The sequence below is a fragment of the Nocardioides sp. JS614 genome (assembly GCF_000015265.1).
Classification (GTDB): Bacteria; Actinomycetota; Actinomycetes; order Propionibacteriales; family Nocardioidaceae; genus Nocardioides.
Genome location: NC_008699.1, coordinates 3896746 through 3911154, shown reverse-complemented (window position 1 = coordinate 3911154; position 14409 = coordinate 3896746). Strand labels below are relative to the sequence as shown.

Genomic DNA, 14409 nt, shown 5'->3' with positions numbered 1-14409 from the left:
CGCGGAGCTCCCGGCTAGTTCTCGGCTAGTTCTCGGCGATGACGATCTCCACTCCATGCCTTCGTATGGCGGCGAGCGTCGGATCGTCCGGATGGGCGTCCGTCACGAGTGTGTGGATCTCAGCGAGGTCCGCGACATGGGCCAGGAGGACCTTGCCGAGCTTGCTCGCATCCACGGCCACGATGACGCGATCCGTACGGCGCAGGGCGGCTCGCTTCTCGCCGGCCTCGTCTCGGTGGTACTCCGTCAGTCCGCGCTCCGGGTCGACGCCGGCGACCCCCATCACGTAGGTGTCGACGTTGTAGTGCGCGATCGCCTCGGTCGTCTCGGTGCCGATCGTGGTCAGTTCGCCTTGGCGTAGTTGTCCGCCGAGCAGGATCACACTGGTGCTCGGCTCATCGACCAGCTCAACGGCGACCGGAAGGCTGGTGGTGACGACCGTGAGCTCGAGCTCGCGGTGCCTGACTGCTCGCGCCACGGCGAGCGCCGTGCTCCCGCCGTCGAAGTAGACGGCCTCGCCCTTGACGAATCGACGGGCCACGGCCGCGCCGATGTGGGCCTTGTTCGTGGCCCGGGCACCGACCCGCGAGGCAAAGGATGGCTCCCTGCTCTTGCCGATGCCGCCGACCGGGATCGCCCCGCCCAGCACTCGTCGTAGGACCCCCTCCTCCTCGAGGGCCTCGAAGTCACGACGGATCGTCATCTCGGACACCTCGAAGTCCTCGGCCAGGCTGGCGAGTCGCACGTCGTCGCCTGCGCGGAGCCGGTCCTTGATCGCCTGACGCCGCTCATCCACTGCGCCCATGGCTGCATGCTAGTGGTGCTGAGACTTTCTCTCAATACATCGGTGATTCTGAGATTTTTTGACCTCAACCCTAGTCAAGACCACATCGAACCCCTACTGTTCGTGAAAGATTCACGTTCGAGTGTGATTGGAGAACATTCATGCAGTGGTTGAAGGAGACCTTCGGCGTCGACAGGCCGATCATCGCCATGCTCCACCTCAAGCCGCTGCCGGGGGACCCGCACTATGACGCGACCACCGGCATGGCGGCCGTGCTCCGTGCGGCAGGGGAGGATCTGCGTGCGCTCCAGGACGGTGGTGTGGACGCGGTGATGTTCTCCAACGAGTTCTCGCTCCCCTATCTGACCAAGACCGAGCCCATCACCGCGATCTCGATGGCACGCATCATCGGTGAGCTCGCCAGCGACATTCGTGTCCCGTTCGGCGTGAACGTGCTCTGGGACGGCCCGGCCAGCATCGATCTGGCTGCTGCGACGGGTGCACAGTTCGTGCGCGAGATCTTCTCGGGCGTCTACGCCTCGGACTTCGGACTTTGGAACACCAACGTCGGGCTGTCGGCCCGGCGTCAACGCCAGCACGACGCCATGGGAGTGCGACTGCTGTTCAACATCGTCCCGGAAGCAGCGCAGTACCTGGCACACCGAGACCTGGCGAGTATCGCTCGCACGACCGTCTTCAACTGCGCGCCTGACGGATTGTGTGTCTCCGGAGCCACCGCGGGTGCGGCGACAGACACCGATCAACTTCGGGTGGTGAAGCAGGCTGCTGGTGACACGCCGGTGTTCGTCAACACTGGCGTGCGGGTCGCCACCCTCGAGACACAGTTGAGCGCCGCAGACGGTGCGATCGTCGGGACCGCCTTCAAGTACGACGGGATCTTCGAGAACCAGGTCGACGTCAGCCGGGTGACCGAGTTCATGGTCGAGGCACGGCGCGTCCGCGACCTGGTTGACGCCTGAGATCGTGACCGTCATGCCCAGGACCGAAGGCCGCTCACTCTCTATTGGCGACGAAGTGACCGTCGGCGTCGACATCGGCTCGAGTGGCGTGAAGGTCCTCGCGCACTCTCGCGTGCGCGGGGTTCTTGCCACCGCCTCGGTGCCGGTTGAGCTCTACTCGCCGGAGCCCGGGTGGGCCGAGGCCGACCCCGAGGAGTGGTGGGAAGCCACCTGCCGCGCGACTCGGCAGGTTGTGCACGACCTGCCCGAGGGCCTTCCGGTGAGCGTCGTCGCGGTTTCCGGCATGGTCCCGGCCGTGGTGTGCGTCGACGCACGAGGAGGCTCCCTCGGCCCTGCCATGCTGCAGAACGATGCGCGCGCGACCCGCGAGATCGCCGAGCTTGCTCGCGAGCTGGCCGGTATCGACCTGCTCGAGCGCACCGGCTCGGTACTCAGCCAGCAATCGGTTGCACCCTCTGTGCGGTGGCTGCAACGTCACGAACCTGATCGTTGGGCGAAGACCCGGTGGGTGGTCGGCTCCTACGACTACGTCGCCATGCGGATGGGCGCATCACCACATGTGGAGTTGAACTGGGCGATCGAAAGTGGCTTGTACGACCTTGCCGGGGAGCCTGTTGCCGCGGTGTGGGACGCGGTGCGTCTGGATGCCGACCGCGTTCCAGCGCTCCATCGGCCGGGCGACGCGGTCGGCACCCTCTCGGCCAGCGCCGCAGCGGACCTGGGTCTGCGGGGAGGAACCACCATCGTCGTCGGCGGGGCCGATCACGTGATGTCGGCCTATGCCGCGGGGCTTGCCGAGGAAGGAGATGTGCTGGTCAAGCTCGGTGGCGCCGGTGACATCCTCGCGGTCGCCAACGGCCCGGTGCTCGACTCTCGTCTCTACCTCGACGCCCATCCCATCCCCAACCGATGGCTGCCCAATGGTTGCATGGCCACCAGCGGGTCGATGCTGCGGTGGTTGCAGACCATCCACGGCAGGCAGGACCTAGAACAGCTCGACCAAGAGGCGACGGGTAGGCCGGCTGCCGCGCTCGTGGCGCTGCCCTATCTCCTCGGAGAGAAGACGCCGCACCACGATCCGTGGCTGCGTGGCGCGTTCCTGGGCGTCCACCTGGGGACGACCGCCGCGGACTTGCATCGGGCGGCCCTGGAGGCCATCGCGTACGGATTCCGCCAGCACGTCGAGGTCCTCCGGGAGGCGGGGGTGGCAGTGACCACGGTGCGGGTCACCAATGGCGGGTCGCGGTCCGTGTTGTGGAAGCAGGTCCTGGCCGACGTTCTCAACATGCCGCTGATCCCCGTGCGTGACCATCCGGGGGCTTCGCTCGGTGCCGCGCTCGCCGGATCCGTACAAGGCCCTGACGACTGGGTGCGGGCAGCCGCCGGCATCCAGTACGACACGCCGATTGAGCCCGACGGTGATCGGACTCGAAGATACGCCGACGCGTATCAGATCTTCTTGGACCTGCAGGAGCAGGTGAATCCGCTCGCCAGACGGCTTGCTCGCCTGGGCGCCGACGAGGACACAACGGAGAGGACCGGATGATGGACACGCTCGAGGAGGTGGCTGTCGTCACCGGCGCCGGATCTGGCATTGGGGCTGCGATCGGTCGCGAGCTCGCCAGCCGGGGCTACCGGGTGGTGTTCACCGACATCGACGCTGACCGGGCGGCGCAGAATGCCGCAGAGGTACCCGGTGCGATCGCTCGCCGGCTAGACGTCACCTCGGCCCAGCAATGCGCCGACGTGGTCGCCGAGGTTGCCGCCGAGATGGGGCGACTCGATGTGTGGGTGTCGAATGCAGGCATCTCGAAGATGCAGCGGTTCCTCGACATCTCCCTCGAGGACTTCGAACGGTCTCTGCGTGTGAACACCACAGGGGTGTTCCTCGCGTCTCAGGCGGCGAGCCGTCATATGGCCACGCACGGTGGTGGCCGCATCGTCAACATCGCGTCGATGGCAGCCAAGCAGGGCGGGGTGCCCTTCCTCGCCGACTACGTCGCCAGCAAGTTCGCCGTCGTCGGACTGACCCAGGCGATGGCCAGAGAGCTCGCGTCAGCCAACATCCGCGTCAACAGTGTCTGCCCCGGCTTTGTCGCGACCGACATGCAGACCCGTGAGCTCGCCTGGGAAGCAGAACTCGGCGGCACGACGCCCGAGCAGGTCCGTCAGTCGATGATCGACGCCACGCCGATCGGTCGGCTCGAGCGTCCCGAAGACGTTGCCAGGGTTGTTGCGTTCCTCTGCGGACCTGATGCCGCGTTCATTACTGGAGAGGCGATCGCCGTCAACGGGGGCGCGTTCATGGATTGACCACACGTCGCAAGGCCCATCGGTGCGACCGATGTCGCAGCACGATCTCGGCAGCAATGGAGCAGTACAGGTAAAGGAGAGGTGCCATGAAGAATCGAACTGTGCGCCGCACGGTGGCTGTCACAGCTGCCGTCGCGGCGCTGTCCCTGACGGCGGCATGCTCTGGGGGCAAGGGTGCGCCGGGGTCCGAGACCCCCAGCGGTGACGGAGACGTGAGCTCGAACGTCGAAGGGACCGTCCGGGTCCTCATGGAGGGCGTGCCCGACACCGACATCGTCGAGGGGATGATCGGCGAGTTCAACGAGCAGTACCCCAACGTGAAGGTCCAGATCGAGACCGCCGTCTACGACCAGATGCGTGACAAGTACGTGGCGTCCTTCACCGCACCTGAGTCGTCCTACGATCTCGCGATCATCGACAACCCCTGGATGGGCGACTTCGCGAAGGCCGGATTCCTGACCCCACTGGACTCGTACATCGAGTCGACGTCGGGTTACGACTACGAGGACTTCGCCGAACCTCTGCGCCAGATCAACGAGGTCGACGGCAAGACCTACGGTATTCCGTTCTACAACTACGGCTTGGGGCTGATCTACCGCACCGATCTCCTCTCGGCAGCGCCCTCCACACTGGATGAACTCGTTGCTGCCGCCCAGGAGAACACCACTGACACTCGGGCTGGCATTGCGATGCAGCCCCAGCGCGGCTACAAGGCATTTGAGGAATGGGCCAACTTCCTCTTTGCCGCTGGTGGCTCCATCTACGACGACGAAGGAAATCTCAGCCTGGACACCCCCGAGGCGAAGGAGGCCCTCGAGACCTACATCGAGCTCTACGAGACCGCGGCTCCCGCCAGCAGCCTCAACTGGGCCTTCGACGAGGCGCTGCGATCCGTGAGCAGCGACAAGGCGGCCATGATGGTCTCCTACAACTGGATGCTCCCCACCCTCAACGCTGACGACTCGCCCGCCGGCGATCTCGCTGGCAAGTTCGCTTTGGCGACCATGCCGGGCGGCAAGCAAGTCCTCGGTTCATGGAGTTGGGCCATCCCCTCCAACAGTGAGACGGACGATGCCGACTGGGCGTTCATCTCTTGGCTGACCTCTGCCGACGGTGAGAAGCAGCGAGTGGAGGCCGGTGGCGCACCCGTCCGGCAGAGCGTCCTGACTGATCCGCAGGTGGCGGCCCAGGGCTTCGGTGCTGACTACTACGCCACTGTCGGTGACATCCTCGCCAACTCGGCCCCCCTGTGCCAGGGCGCCAACTGCGACGAGATGATCCAGGCGGTCGGAACCGAGCTCAGCGCCGCAGTCTCCGGACAGAAGAGCGTGGCAGACGCCCTCTCTGCGGCCCAGGAGCAGGCGACTCGGATCCAGTCCAGCTGAGCCTGGGCCGATCTACGTACCGTCAGGAATCAGGGAGAGGTAGCAGCTGGTGAGTGTCCGAATCCGCATGATGCTGCCATTGGTGGTGGTGCTGGCCGCCGTGGTCGGGTACCCGCTCGCCTATAGCTTCTACCTCTCCCTCACGGACTACAAGATCACCAGCCGGGGGGACGTAGCCTTCCGTGGCCTGGAGCAGTACGACAATGCACTGAACGATCCTGACTACGTCCAAGCGCTGCTTACGACCGGGACGTTCGTCGTCTCCGCGGTCGTGCTCGAGCTTGCTATCGGCATGCTATTGGCACTCGCGCTGCAGCAGCAACGGTGGGTCCGCAACCTCAGTCGCTCGTTCCTGCTCGCGCCGATGTTCATCACCCCGATCGCCGTCGGTCTGATGTTCCGCTTCCTGCTCAACAGCCAGTTGGGGGCGATCCCGTCGCTCCTGAACGGGCTGGGCGTCTCCATGGACTTCTTCGGCAGTGGTACGGCGCTGTGGACCATCGTGGCCATTGACGTCTGGCAGTGGACTCCTTTCATGATGCTGATGTTGCTCGCCGGCTTGGAGGGACTACCGAAGCAGCCATTCGAGGCGGCCCGGGTCGATGGTGCCAGCGCGCTGTTCACGTTCCGCAAAGTCACGATTCCGCTGTTGCGACCTGTCATTGTCGTCGCAGTTCTGATCCGCAGCTTGGACGCGCTCAAGGTGTTCGAGTACGTATACGCCACTACTCGCGGCGGGCCGGGAACCGAGACGCAGACCATTCAGTACCTGATCTACAACACTGGCATCACCTTCTTCCGTCTCGCCTCAGCCTCTGCGATGGCCTACCTGTTGCTGGCCGCCGTGGTGGTGCTCGCGGTTCTCCTGTTCGCCCGGATTCGACGAGGAGGAGTCCTATGAGCGACTCGACGTCGTCCCGCCGCTTCGCGACCCGGTTCGCGCCCAGTGCCGATCGCAACGCCTCGCGCGGCCCACGGCGGTCGCAGGACGGCTCCCTCCGCCCCGTCAGCGGGGCGTGGGCCACGGGCGGACGGCTTCTCCTCGGAGGTGCCTTCCTCCTGGTCGCGTTGCCGTTGTTCTGGGTGGTGCTCGGCAGCTTCAAGAGCCCCACAGCGCTCAACGATCCGACCGCCGTGGTGTTCAGCCCGACGACATCGAACTGGTCAGCGATCGCCTCATCTGGGGTTCTCGGCTCCGCTGGTCGCAGCGCACTTGTCGGCCTCGCGACGGTGATCATCTCGCTCGTGCTCGGCTCGATGGCCGCGTACTCGATCTCGCGCTTCAAGACGGGCGGCGACGTGACGCGATTCGGGATCCTTGCCGCGCAAGTCCTCCCGCCCGCGGTGCTCGTCTTCCCGTTCCTGGTCGTCTCCTACAACTTGCGCCTCAACGACACGCTCGTGGCTGTGACGTCGGCCCATCTCAGCTTCGTCCTGCCGGTCGTGTGCTGGTTCCTGATCGGGTTCTTCGACGCGGTTCCCATCTCGATCGAGGAGCAGGCCATGGTGGACGGGCTGACTCGCTTCGCCGCCTTCCGGAAGGTGGTACTCCCTCAGGTCGCTCCCGGCATGGGTGCGGCTGCCATCTTCGGATTCGTCCTGTCGTGGAACGACCTCTTCTACGCTTTGATCCTCGCGCCCGGCAACTCGGCGACTCTGCCCGTCACGATTGCCAGCTTCAACACCTTCCGTGGTGTCGAGTTGGGCGCTATGTGCGCCGCCATCGTCGTCTCGATCGTGCCGGTCCTCATCGTCAGCTACGTCGTCCAGCGCCGCCTCGTCCAGGGCCTCGCTGGCGGCGCGGTCAAGTTCTAGGAAGGAAAGCAGGATGGCAGCTGTCGAGTTGCGTCACGTCTCCAAGATCTTCGGTTCCAAGACGACTGTCGATGACATCAGTCTCACCCTGCCCGACGGACAGCTCACCGTGTTGGTCGGGCCATCCGGGTGCGGAAAGACGACCACGCTCCGCATGATCGCTGGCTTGGAAGCCGTTTCCCACGGCTCGATCCACTTCGACGGAGAGGACGTCACCGGTGGAGAACCGCGGACTCGCGATGTGTCGATGGTGTTCCAGAACTACGCCCTCTACCCCCATCTGACGGTTCAGGACAATCTTGCCTTTCCGGTTCTTGCTCGCGGCGGCAAGCGCGCCGATGCCATTCGACGAGCACGTGAGGCGGCTGAGATGCTCGGGCTCACCGAACTGCTGCAGCGCAAGCCTGGGCAACTCTCGGGGGGACAGCAGCAGCGGGTGGCAATCGGACGTGCCGTCGTGCGAGAACCGCGGGTGTTCCTGTTCGACGAGCCGCTGTCCAACCTGGATGCGCGGTTGCGGGTGGAGATGCGCTCGGAGATCCTCCGGCTGCAGCGTCAGCTTGGTGTCACGGCCGTCTATGTCACCCACGACCAGGAGGAGGCGATGACCATGTCCGACAGCATGGTCGTCATGGACGGCGGCACCATCGCTCAGCAGGGCAGCCCGCGGGAGGTCTACGCCGCTCCAGCCACCACTTTCGTCGCCGGATTCGTCGGATCGCCCCGCATGAACCTGATCGCCGGTCGGGTCGTCGGTGGGGTCTTCGAGTCTCGGTGGGGTCGAGTGCCGATGGGTGCCGCCGACCAGGAAGGCAGCTTGGGTGTACGCCCCGAGCTCGTTCGTCTGGTCGGGGCTGACCACAACGAGTCGAGCCGGGCAAGGAATGATCCTGGCGCCGGTGCGGGCGCTGCGGCCCGAGTCGAGCTGGTCGAGCTTCTAGGTCCGCGAGCCATCGTCTCGCTCAACGCCGATGGCGAGCGGCTCATTGCAGTCGTGGAGGCTCGCGACCTGTCGGGCATCCATGAGGGCAGCCTGGTCGACGTGGACTTCGCGTCTGCGGGCCTGCACTTCTTCGAAGCCGGCGGACAGCGGCTGTTGACGACGTGATCGTGCACGAGGCACTGGCTGATCTCGCCGATGCGCTGCTTCCCGTCGCCGAGCATGCCGCACGGCAAGCCGGCCACCTTCTGCTGGACATGCGCCACCAGAACACTGCCGAACAGAAGTCCAGTGCCACGGACTTGGTCAGCGAAGCCGACCGCACGGCCGAGGCACTCATTCGTGACGTACTGAGACGCGCACGGCCAGCTGACTCCATCGTCGGCGAGGAGCTCGCGCCTCGGGACGGCTCGAGCTCCGTCACCTGGGTCGTCGACCCGTTGGACGGGACCAGCAACTACTTGCGTGGTTACCCGGGCTGGTCGGTGAGCGTCGCCGCCGAGCACGAGGGGAAGACCGCGGTTGGAGTGGTCTACGACCCCACTCACGGGTTGCTCTACAGTGCCGCCTTGCGCGGCGCGACAGTGAACGGGCGCCCGATTCGAGTCTCAGCGACGACGAATCTCGCAAGCTCGTTGATCGGCATCGGCTTCTCCTATGACGCCGCCGACCGGGCACGGCAGGGAGCTGCCCTGGCTCGGGCACTGGCCGACATCGGGGATGTCCGTCGCGGTGGCTCTGCTGCCCTCGAGCTGTGCCATGTCGCGGCAGGAGCGCTAGATGGGTTCGTCGAAGATGACTTGCAGCCCTGGGATTGGGCGGCCGGTGCTCATCTTGTCGAGCAGGCTGGAGGGTTGACTGCGCCCCTGCGCCGCGTTTCGACGCATGGCGTGATTGCGGCCAATTCCGCTCTGTGGGAGCCGCTGCATCACGCATTCGGCCTCGGCCTCTCTACTGGCCGCACGCCCAGCCGGAGTTGACGTGCGGGAACCTAACCGGATGTGCGCACGTAGTTGACGACTTGCCGGACGCGGCTCTGCCGGGCAGTGTTCGGACCGGCCCCTCGGGGCTCCCCGACCCCGGATGAACGGGCAGTCGGAACTCCAAGAGGGCGAGCGGGACAGTCGCGGACATCAGGTCCGCGACTGTCCCTGAACGGTGCCCGAGGTCGTCAGTGGCCCTCGCCGCCGGCCGGGGCATCGTGCCCGGGCTCGGCGTTGACCGCGGTCTCGATCTCGAGGATGTACTTCTCGAACATCAGCTCGGCCTCGGCACGCTCGCGCGCCGTCGCGACGCTCGGGTCGCCCTGCTCGGCCTCGCGCGCCTCCAGGACCCCCGCGAACCGGTCGGTCAGCTCGGCGCGCAGGTCGCGCTTGAGGACCTTGAAGACCTGGTCCTTGGTGCCCTGCTCCAGGGACGTCTCCGCCGCGGCCAGCGCCGGGCTGATCTCGACGTCGTCCTTGAGGCCGGTGTACGACGCGCCCTCGCCGACGCGGTGCAGCCGGACCGCGGTCTCGACGAAGTACTGGTCGGCGAGCTCCCGGACCTCCGCACTGCTGTCGCGGATGGCGACGGTCTGGTTGAACGCCGCGGTCAGCTCCTCCTCCTGGTCCGCCTTCACGTAGGGCAGGACCAGGTCGACGTTGCCCTCCGCGAGGGCGTCTCGGGCCGCGGTCGCGACCGGGCCTTGGGCGGAGTCGCAGTGGGCAGAAGCCGGCGCCGCCGTCCCGAGCATCAGCGGGACCGCGACCGCCGTCGCGGCCAGCAGGGCCACGACGGCCCGGCCGATGCGAGACCTGAGGACGGCGCGGGCGAGGAACTTCTTGCTTGCAGCAACCATGGGGTCACTCCTTCTCGTTGGGGTGGCCCGAATGCTGGATGGAGCGGCCATGGTCGAAACATGACGTGCGTCAAGTAGTCGCACAGCATGGGCATCGGTTCAGGGTCGGCTCAGCGTCCCCTCAGGATCGGCCGGCCCAGGGGTCAGCACGGTTCGGGGAAGAGCGCGACCACCACGAGGTGGGTGCCGAGGCGGGAGCCGGGTCGGATGCCATGTGGAGGGACTGCCGACGTGACACCGGGCCCTCACTGGACGGCCGGCAGGTCCGGGCGGCCGACGGCCCCGCTCGCCGCCCAGGCGCGGATCGGCCCGGTCGCCAGGAGCGGGCGGAACGGCTGGCCATCGAAGCTGGCGAGGGCGAGCCGGTGGCTCGCCCTCGCCAGTTGTGTCGTGCGAGCGAGGCGCCGGTCAGGTCTGAGGAAGACCCATCGGCGTCATCTGTGGCAGGTGTTCGCGCACCATGTACGCACTGGTGCACGCCACCCAGATCCCCGAGGCGAGCAGGGGAATCATCGCGCTCAACCGTCCGCCGGCCACCATGGCGCCGTCGGTGAAGAACACCCCGAAGGCGCCGATCACCGAGACGGCTGCGGCCGCGAGCGCGAGGTAGCCCAGCCAGTCCGGCATCAGGTGGGTGCGCAGGACTCCGATGCCTGCGGCAACCAGCGGCAGCGTAGCCGCGACTCCGATCACGCTGTTGAGGACGCTGACGCCCTCGAACATCGCGAGCGTGAGCCCCGGATCGCGCCCGGCCTCGCCGTAGGCCATGATCGCCTGGCCTGCGGCCGTGACGAAGACGGCTCCGCCGACGAGCACCGCGCCCGCCAGGAGAGCCAGGTGTACGTCGCTGCGCTCCTCACGCTCGCGGATGGCCTCCGCGAACGCCGCAGCGAACCAGATGATCAGCCCGGCACCTGCCGCCCACAACAGCGACGATGCGAGTAGCTGCGTGCGCGAGTCACTGATCCAGGTCGTGATCTCGCGGTCCGAGTCGGTCAACATCGGAGCAAGGCCGGGCAGGAGCACGGCGATCGCCGCAAGTACGACGAATCCGAGTCCGGCGAAACCGCCCCATCTGAGTTCGTGGTGTCCAGTCACCGTGACCACCTCCATAGGTGAACACCCGATACTCCCCCGTACTCGAACTATCCTCCGATCAGCGGCGCGCCGGAAGGGTCCGACCACACCCAGGATGACTGCCCGCGACCCCGGTTCAAGCCCCGGTGGTTGGCGCGGCCGGGGGCTCCTGCTCCGCGGTGAGGATCGCGTCGACCAGGATCGGGCCGGTCAGCTCGACCTGCCATTCGCGGGCACCGAGCGTGCGCAGCTGGTCGGCGACGGCGGGGGCGAGCTTCTCCGGGTCGCGGGAGCGCGGCGGCGTCCACAGGGTCCGGCGCAGGTAGTCGGGGGTGAGCAGGTTCTCGACCGGGAGGTGGTGCTCCTCGGCGAGCGCGGCCATCGCGTCCCGGGCCAGGGCCAGCCGCCGGGCCGCCACCGGGTCCTTCTCCGCCCAGGCGCGGGGGAGCGGTGGGCCGTCGCCGCGCGGTGAGCGGGTCGGCAGGTCCGACTCGGGCAGCTCGGCCGCCTCACGCAGCGCGGCGACCCAGCGGTTCGCGTAGCGATCGGCGCCGCGGCCGTGGAACCCCTTGGTCGCCAGCAGCGTCGCGCGGTCGGTCGGCATCGCCTGGGCCGCGGCGACGATGGCGGAGTCGGGCAGGATCCGTCCGGGGGTGACGTCGCGGTTCTCGGCGATCTCGTCCCGGGTCTCCCACAGCGCCCGGACGGCGGCCAGCGCGCGGCGCCCGCGGACCCGGTGCAGGCCCGACGTACGCCGCCATGCGTCGACCCGCTCGGCCTGCACGAAGCTGCGCAGCGCGTCGAACTCCTGGCGCGCCCACTCGGCCTTCCCGGCTGTCTCGAGCTCGTCGGCCAGCAGGTCGCGCAGCTCCGCGAGGACCTCGACGTCGAGGGCGGCGTACTCCAGCCAGGGCTCCGGCAGCGGCCGGGTCGACCAGTCCACCGCCGAGTGCTCCTTGGCGAGGCGGGACCCGAGCAGCGTCTCCACCAGCGTCGCCAAGCCGACCCGGGGGTAGCCCAGCAGCCGGCCGGCCAGCTCGGTGTCGAACAGCCGCGAGGGGAGCAGCCCGACCTCGGCCAGGCAAGGCAGGTCCTGGGTGGCGGCGTGCAGGATCCACTCGGTGCCCTCGAGCGCCTCCTGGAGCTGGGGCAGGATCACGAACGGGATCGGGTCGACGAGGAACGTCCCCGACCCTTCGCGGCGCAGCTGGATCAGGTAGGCCCGCGAGGAGTAGCGGTAGCCGGAGGCGCGCTCGGCGTCGATCGCGACCGGTCCGGTCCCGGCCGCGATCCGCTCGCACACCTCCGCCAGGCCGGCCTCGGTGTCCACGACGCGCGGGAGCGTCTCGCGCAGGACCAGCAGCGGCCGCTCGGGAGCCGGCTCGGGTTCGGACGTGCCGGGGGTGGCGTCGGGGGTGGCGTCGGTGTTGCCGTCGGGGTTGGCGTCGGTGGGTTCAGCGGCCATGTCAGCGTCCCGAGCCCCGCTGCCCGCGGCGGCTCGGCATCACGGTGACGCCCTCGGGGACCGGCGGCAGCCCGGCCGCGGTGCACAGCAGCTCGCCCCAGGCCTCCACGTGGGGCGCCAGGTCGAGCGGCGCCAGGTCGTCGGGGACGAGCGGGGTCCACGAGGCCCGGACCTCGATCTGCGCGGTGCCGCCCTCGTCGGCCATCCCGCCGAAGCTCTCGGTCGCGACCCGGGTGACCGTGCCCGAAGCCGCGGCGTACGACGCGCCGTGCGCCTCCAGCGCCTCGGTCAGCCAGGACCAGCCCACGGCGGCCAGCATCGGGTCGGTGATCAGCTCGAGGTCGATCTCGGCGCGGGCGTACGCGACGCACCGGAAGGTGCCCTCCCACGCGTCGTTGCCGGCAGGGTCGTGCAGCAGGATGATCCGGCCGGTGCCGATGTCGGTGTCGTCCACGGTCACGTCGGCGCTCAGCGCCGAGGCGTACGGCGCGATCCGCTGCGGCGCGGGCATCTCCTCGCAGAAGATCTCCGGGCGCAGCCGCGCGGCGTGCATGGTCGCCACCGCGTCCCGGAACTCCGGGGGTGCCGCACCCGCACCCGTGCTCGGGTGCGTCTCCTGACCGACGACCATGAGGTCACAGTAGGTCGATCCTGACGATCCCGATGTGCGAACACGCCGGGTGACCTGCGAGGCTTCGCCCCGTGACCCCCGATCCGCGACTCGCCGACAGCGCCTTCCTGAAGGCGGCCCGCGGCGAGCCGGTGCCGCACACGCCGGTGTGGTACATGCGCCAGGCGGGCCGCTCGCTGCCGGAGTACCTCGCCGTCCGCGAGGGCATCGGCATGCTGGAGTCCTGCATGGACCCGGACCTGGTGGTGGAGATCACGCTCCAGCCGGTGCGGCGGTACGGCGTGGACGCGGCGATCTTCTTCTCCGACATCGTGCTGCCGCTCAAGGCGGTCGGCGTCGACCTGGACATCAAGCCGGGTGTCGGGCCGGTCGTCGCCCACCCGGTGCGCACGCTGGCCGACGTCGAGGCGATCCCGGACCTGACCCCCGAGCACGTCCCGTTCATCACCGAGGCGGTCCGCGGGCTGGTCGGCGAGCTGGGCGGCACCCCGCTCATCGGGTTCGCGGGTGCTCCGTTCACGGTCGCGTCGTACCTCGTCGAGGGCGGGCCCTCCAAGGAGCACGCGCGGACCAAGGCGATGATGTTCGGCGCCCCCGACGTGTGGGACGCGCTGCTGCGCAAGATCGCCGGCATCTCCGCCTCCTACCTCGAGGTCCAGGTCGCCGCCGGCGCCTCCGCCGTCCAGCTCTTCGACTCCTGGGCCGGCGCGCTGACCCCGGCCGACTACCGGGCGTTCGTGATGCCGCACTCCGCGCGCGTGCTCGAGCGCGCCGGCGCGCTCGGGGTGCCGCGTATCCACTTCGGCGTCGGTACGGCGAACCTGCTCGGCCTGATGGGCGAGGCGGGTGCCGACGTGGTCGGCGTCGACTGGCGCACCCCGCTCGCGCACGCGATCGCGCTGGTCGGCGACCGTGGGGTGCAGGGCAACCTCGACCCCACGCTGGTCTTCGCCCCGACCGAGGTGATGACCGCCCGCGCCGCCGAGATCGTCGAGGCCGGCCGGGCCGCGCGCGGTCACATCTTCAACCTCGGCCACGGCGTCATCCCCTCCACCGACCCCGACCAGCTCAAGCGGCTCACCGAGTTCGTCCAGACCTACCCCCGCTGAGCCCTCCGCGCGATACTCCCTGACGGTTGCGTGGCGTGGGCGCGCTCCCAGACCACACAAACGTCAGGGA

At 68.1% G+C, this 14409-nt stretch carries 14 protein-coding genes; 9 read left to right on the top strand and 5 right to left on the bottom strand.

The window, feature by feature from the left end:
• Positions 1-25: 25 nt before the first annotated feature.
• Positions 26-805: a DeoR/GlpR family DNA-binding transcription regulator gene (locus NOCA_RS20135; RefSeq protein WP_011757118.1), complete on the bottom strand. Its 780-nt coding sequence runs from the start codon at positions 803-805 to the stop codon at positions 26-28.
• Positions 806-945: 140 nt separating this feature from the next.
• Between NOCA_RS20135 and NOCA_RS20130 the strand changes: the two genes are divergently transcribed.
• The 8 genes from NOCA_RS20130 (at position 946) to NOCA_RS20095 (ending at position 9197) form a co-directional block, all read left to right on the top strand.
• A complete protein-coding gene (locus NOCA_RS20130) occupies positions 946-1764 on the top strand; it encodes a BtpA/SgcQ family protein (RefSeq protein WP_011757117.1) in 819 nt (272 codons plus the stop codon).
• 13 nt (positions 1765-1777) lie between these two features.
• Complete coding sequence (locus NOCA_RS20125) at positions 1778-3310, top strand: FGGY-family carbohydrate kinase (RefSeq protein WP_011757116.1); 1533 nt, start codon at positions 1778-1780, stop codon at positions 3308-3310.
• On the top strand, positions 3310-4077 hold the full coding sequence (locus tag NOCA_RS20120; protein WP_041546726.1) for an SDR family NAD(P)-dependent oxidoreductase: 768 nt from the start codon (positions 3310-3312) through the stop codon (positions 4075-4077). Before NOCA_RS20125 ends, NOCA_RS20120 begins: the two co-directional genes overlap by 1 nt.
• Positions 4078-4163: 86 nt before the next feature.
• A complete protein-coding gene (locus NOCA_RS20115) occupies positions 4164-5462 on the top strand; it encodes an ABC transporter substrate-binding protein (protein WP_011757114.1) in 1299 nt (432 codons plus the stop codon).
• A 49-nt stretch (positions 5463-5511) separates the two neighbouring features.
• Positions 5512-6363, top strand: a complete 852-nt coding sequence (locus tag NOCA_RS20110) for a carbohydrate ABC transporter permease (RefSeq protein ID WP_011757113.1) — start codon at positions 5512-5514, stop codon at positions 6361-6363.
• Positions 6360-7277 carry a carbohydrate ABC transporter permease gene (locus NOCA_RS20105; RefSeq protein WP_011757112.1) on the top strand — a complete coding sequence of 306 codons (918 nt, stop codon included), beginning with the start codon at positions 6360-6362 and terminating at the stop codon, positions 7275-7277. The genes NOCA_RS20110 and NOCA_RS20105 overlap by 4 nt, the downstream gene beginning before the upstream one ends.
• Positions 7278-7290: 13 nt before the next feature.
• A complete protein-coding gene (locus tag NOCA_RS20100) occupies positions 7291-8385 on the top strand; it encodes an ABC transporter ATP-binding protein (protein WP_011757111.1) in 1095 nt (364 codons plus the stop codon).
• Between the two features lie 2 nt (positions 8386-8387).
• Positions 8388-9197 (top strand): inositol monophosphatase family protein, encoded by an 810-nt coding sequence (locus tag NOCA_RS20095; RefSeq protein WP_049774416.1) that lies wholly within the window; start codon positions 8388-8390, stop codon positions 9195-9197.
• A 191-nt stretch (positions 9198-9388) separates the two neighbouring features.
• Here the strand turns inward: NOCA_RS20095 and NOCA_RS20090 are convergent, their stop codons facing one another.
• From NOCA_RS20090 to NOCA_RS20075, 4 genes are all read right to left on the bottom strand, one after another.
• Positions 9389-10057, bottom strand: coding sequence for a DUF6448 family protein (locus tag NOCA_RS20090; RefSeq protein ID WP_011757109.1), 669 nt, complete (start codon positions 10055-10057; stop codon positions 9389-9391).
• Positions 10058-10465: 408 nt separating this feature from the next.
• Entirely contained in the window at positions 10466-11170 is a 705-nt protein-coding gene (locus tag NOCA_RS20085; RefSeq protein ID WP_011757108.1) for a hypothetical protein, read from the bottom strand.
• A gap of 100 nt (positions 11171-11270) precedes the next feature.
• The gene (locus tag NOCA_RS20080; RefSeq protein WP_011757107.1) at positions 11271-12599 is read right to left on the bottom strand and encodes a ribonuclease D; all 1329 of its coding nucleotides are present in this window, start codon (positions 12597-12599) and stop codon (positions 11271-11273) included.
• Between the two features lies 1 nt (position 12600).
• A complete protein-coding gene (locus tag NOCA_RS20075; protein ID WP_011757106.1) occupies positions 12601-13230 on the bottom strand; it encodes a DUF3000 domain-containing protein in 630 nt (209 codons plus the stop codon).
• 71 nt (positions 13231-13301) lie between these two features.
• Here NOCA_RS20075 and hemE point away from each other — a divergent pair, with 71 nt between their 5' ends.
• Positions 13302-14339, top strand: a complete 1038-nt coding sequence (hemE, locus tag NOCA_RS20070; protein WP_011757105.1) for a uroporphyrinogen decarboxylase — start codon at positions 13302-13304, stop codon at positions 14337-14339.
• The last annotated feature ends 70 nt before the right edge of the window (positions 14340-14409 follow it).

What these genes read in the sequence shown, in the direction of transcription:
- NOCA_RS20130 (WP_011757117.1), top strand. Translation starts at nt 946, where the DNA reads ATGCAGTGGTTGAAGGAGACCTTCGGCGTCGACAGGCCGATCATCGCC.
- NOCA_RS20080 (WP_011757107.1), bottom strand. Translation starts at nt 12,599, where the DNA reads ATGGCCGCTGAACCCACCGACGCCAACCCCGACGGCAACACCGACGCC.
- NOCA_RS20135 (WP_011757118.1), bottom strand. Translation starts at nt 805, where the DNA reads ATGGGCGCAGTGGATGAGCGGCGTCAGGCGATCAAGGACCGGCTCCGC.
- NOCA_RS20100 (WP_011757111.1), top strand. Translation starts at nt 7,291, where the DNA reads ATGGCAGCTGTCGAGTTGCGTCACGTCTCCAAGATCTTCGGTTCCAAG.
- NOCA_RS20105 (WP_011757112.1), top strand. Translation starts at nt 6,360, where the DNA reads ATGAGCGACTCGACGTCGTCCCGCCGCTTCGCGACCCGGTTCGCGCCC.
- NOCA_RS20120 (WP_041546726.1), top strand. Translation starts at nt 3,310, where the DNA reads ATGGACACGCTCGAGGAGGTGGCTGTCGTCACCGGCGCCGGATCTGGC.
- NOCA_RS20090 (WP_011757109.1), bottom strand. Translation starts at nt 10,057, where the DNA reads ATGGTTGCTGCAAGCAAGAAGTTCCTCGCCCGCGCCGTCCTCAGGTCT.
- NOCA_RS20085 (WP_011757108.1), bottom strand. Translation starts at nt 11,170, where the DNA reads ATGGAGGTGGTCACGGTGACTGGACACCACGAACTCAGATGGGGCGGT.
- NOCA_RS20115 (WP_011757114.1), top strand. Translation starts at nt 4,164, where the DNA reads ATGAAGAATCGAACTGTGCGCCGCACGGTGGCTGTCACAGCTGCCGTC.
- NOCA_RS20125 (WP_011757116.1), top strand. Translation starts at nt 1,778, where the DNA reads ATGCCCAGGACCGAAGGCCGCTCACTCTCTATTGGCGACGAAGTGACC.
- NOCA_RS20075 (WP_011757106.1), bottom strand. Translation starts at nt 13,230, where the DNA reads ATGGTCGTCGGTCAGGAGACGCACCCGAGCACGGGTGCGGGTGCGGCA.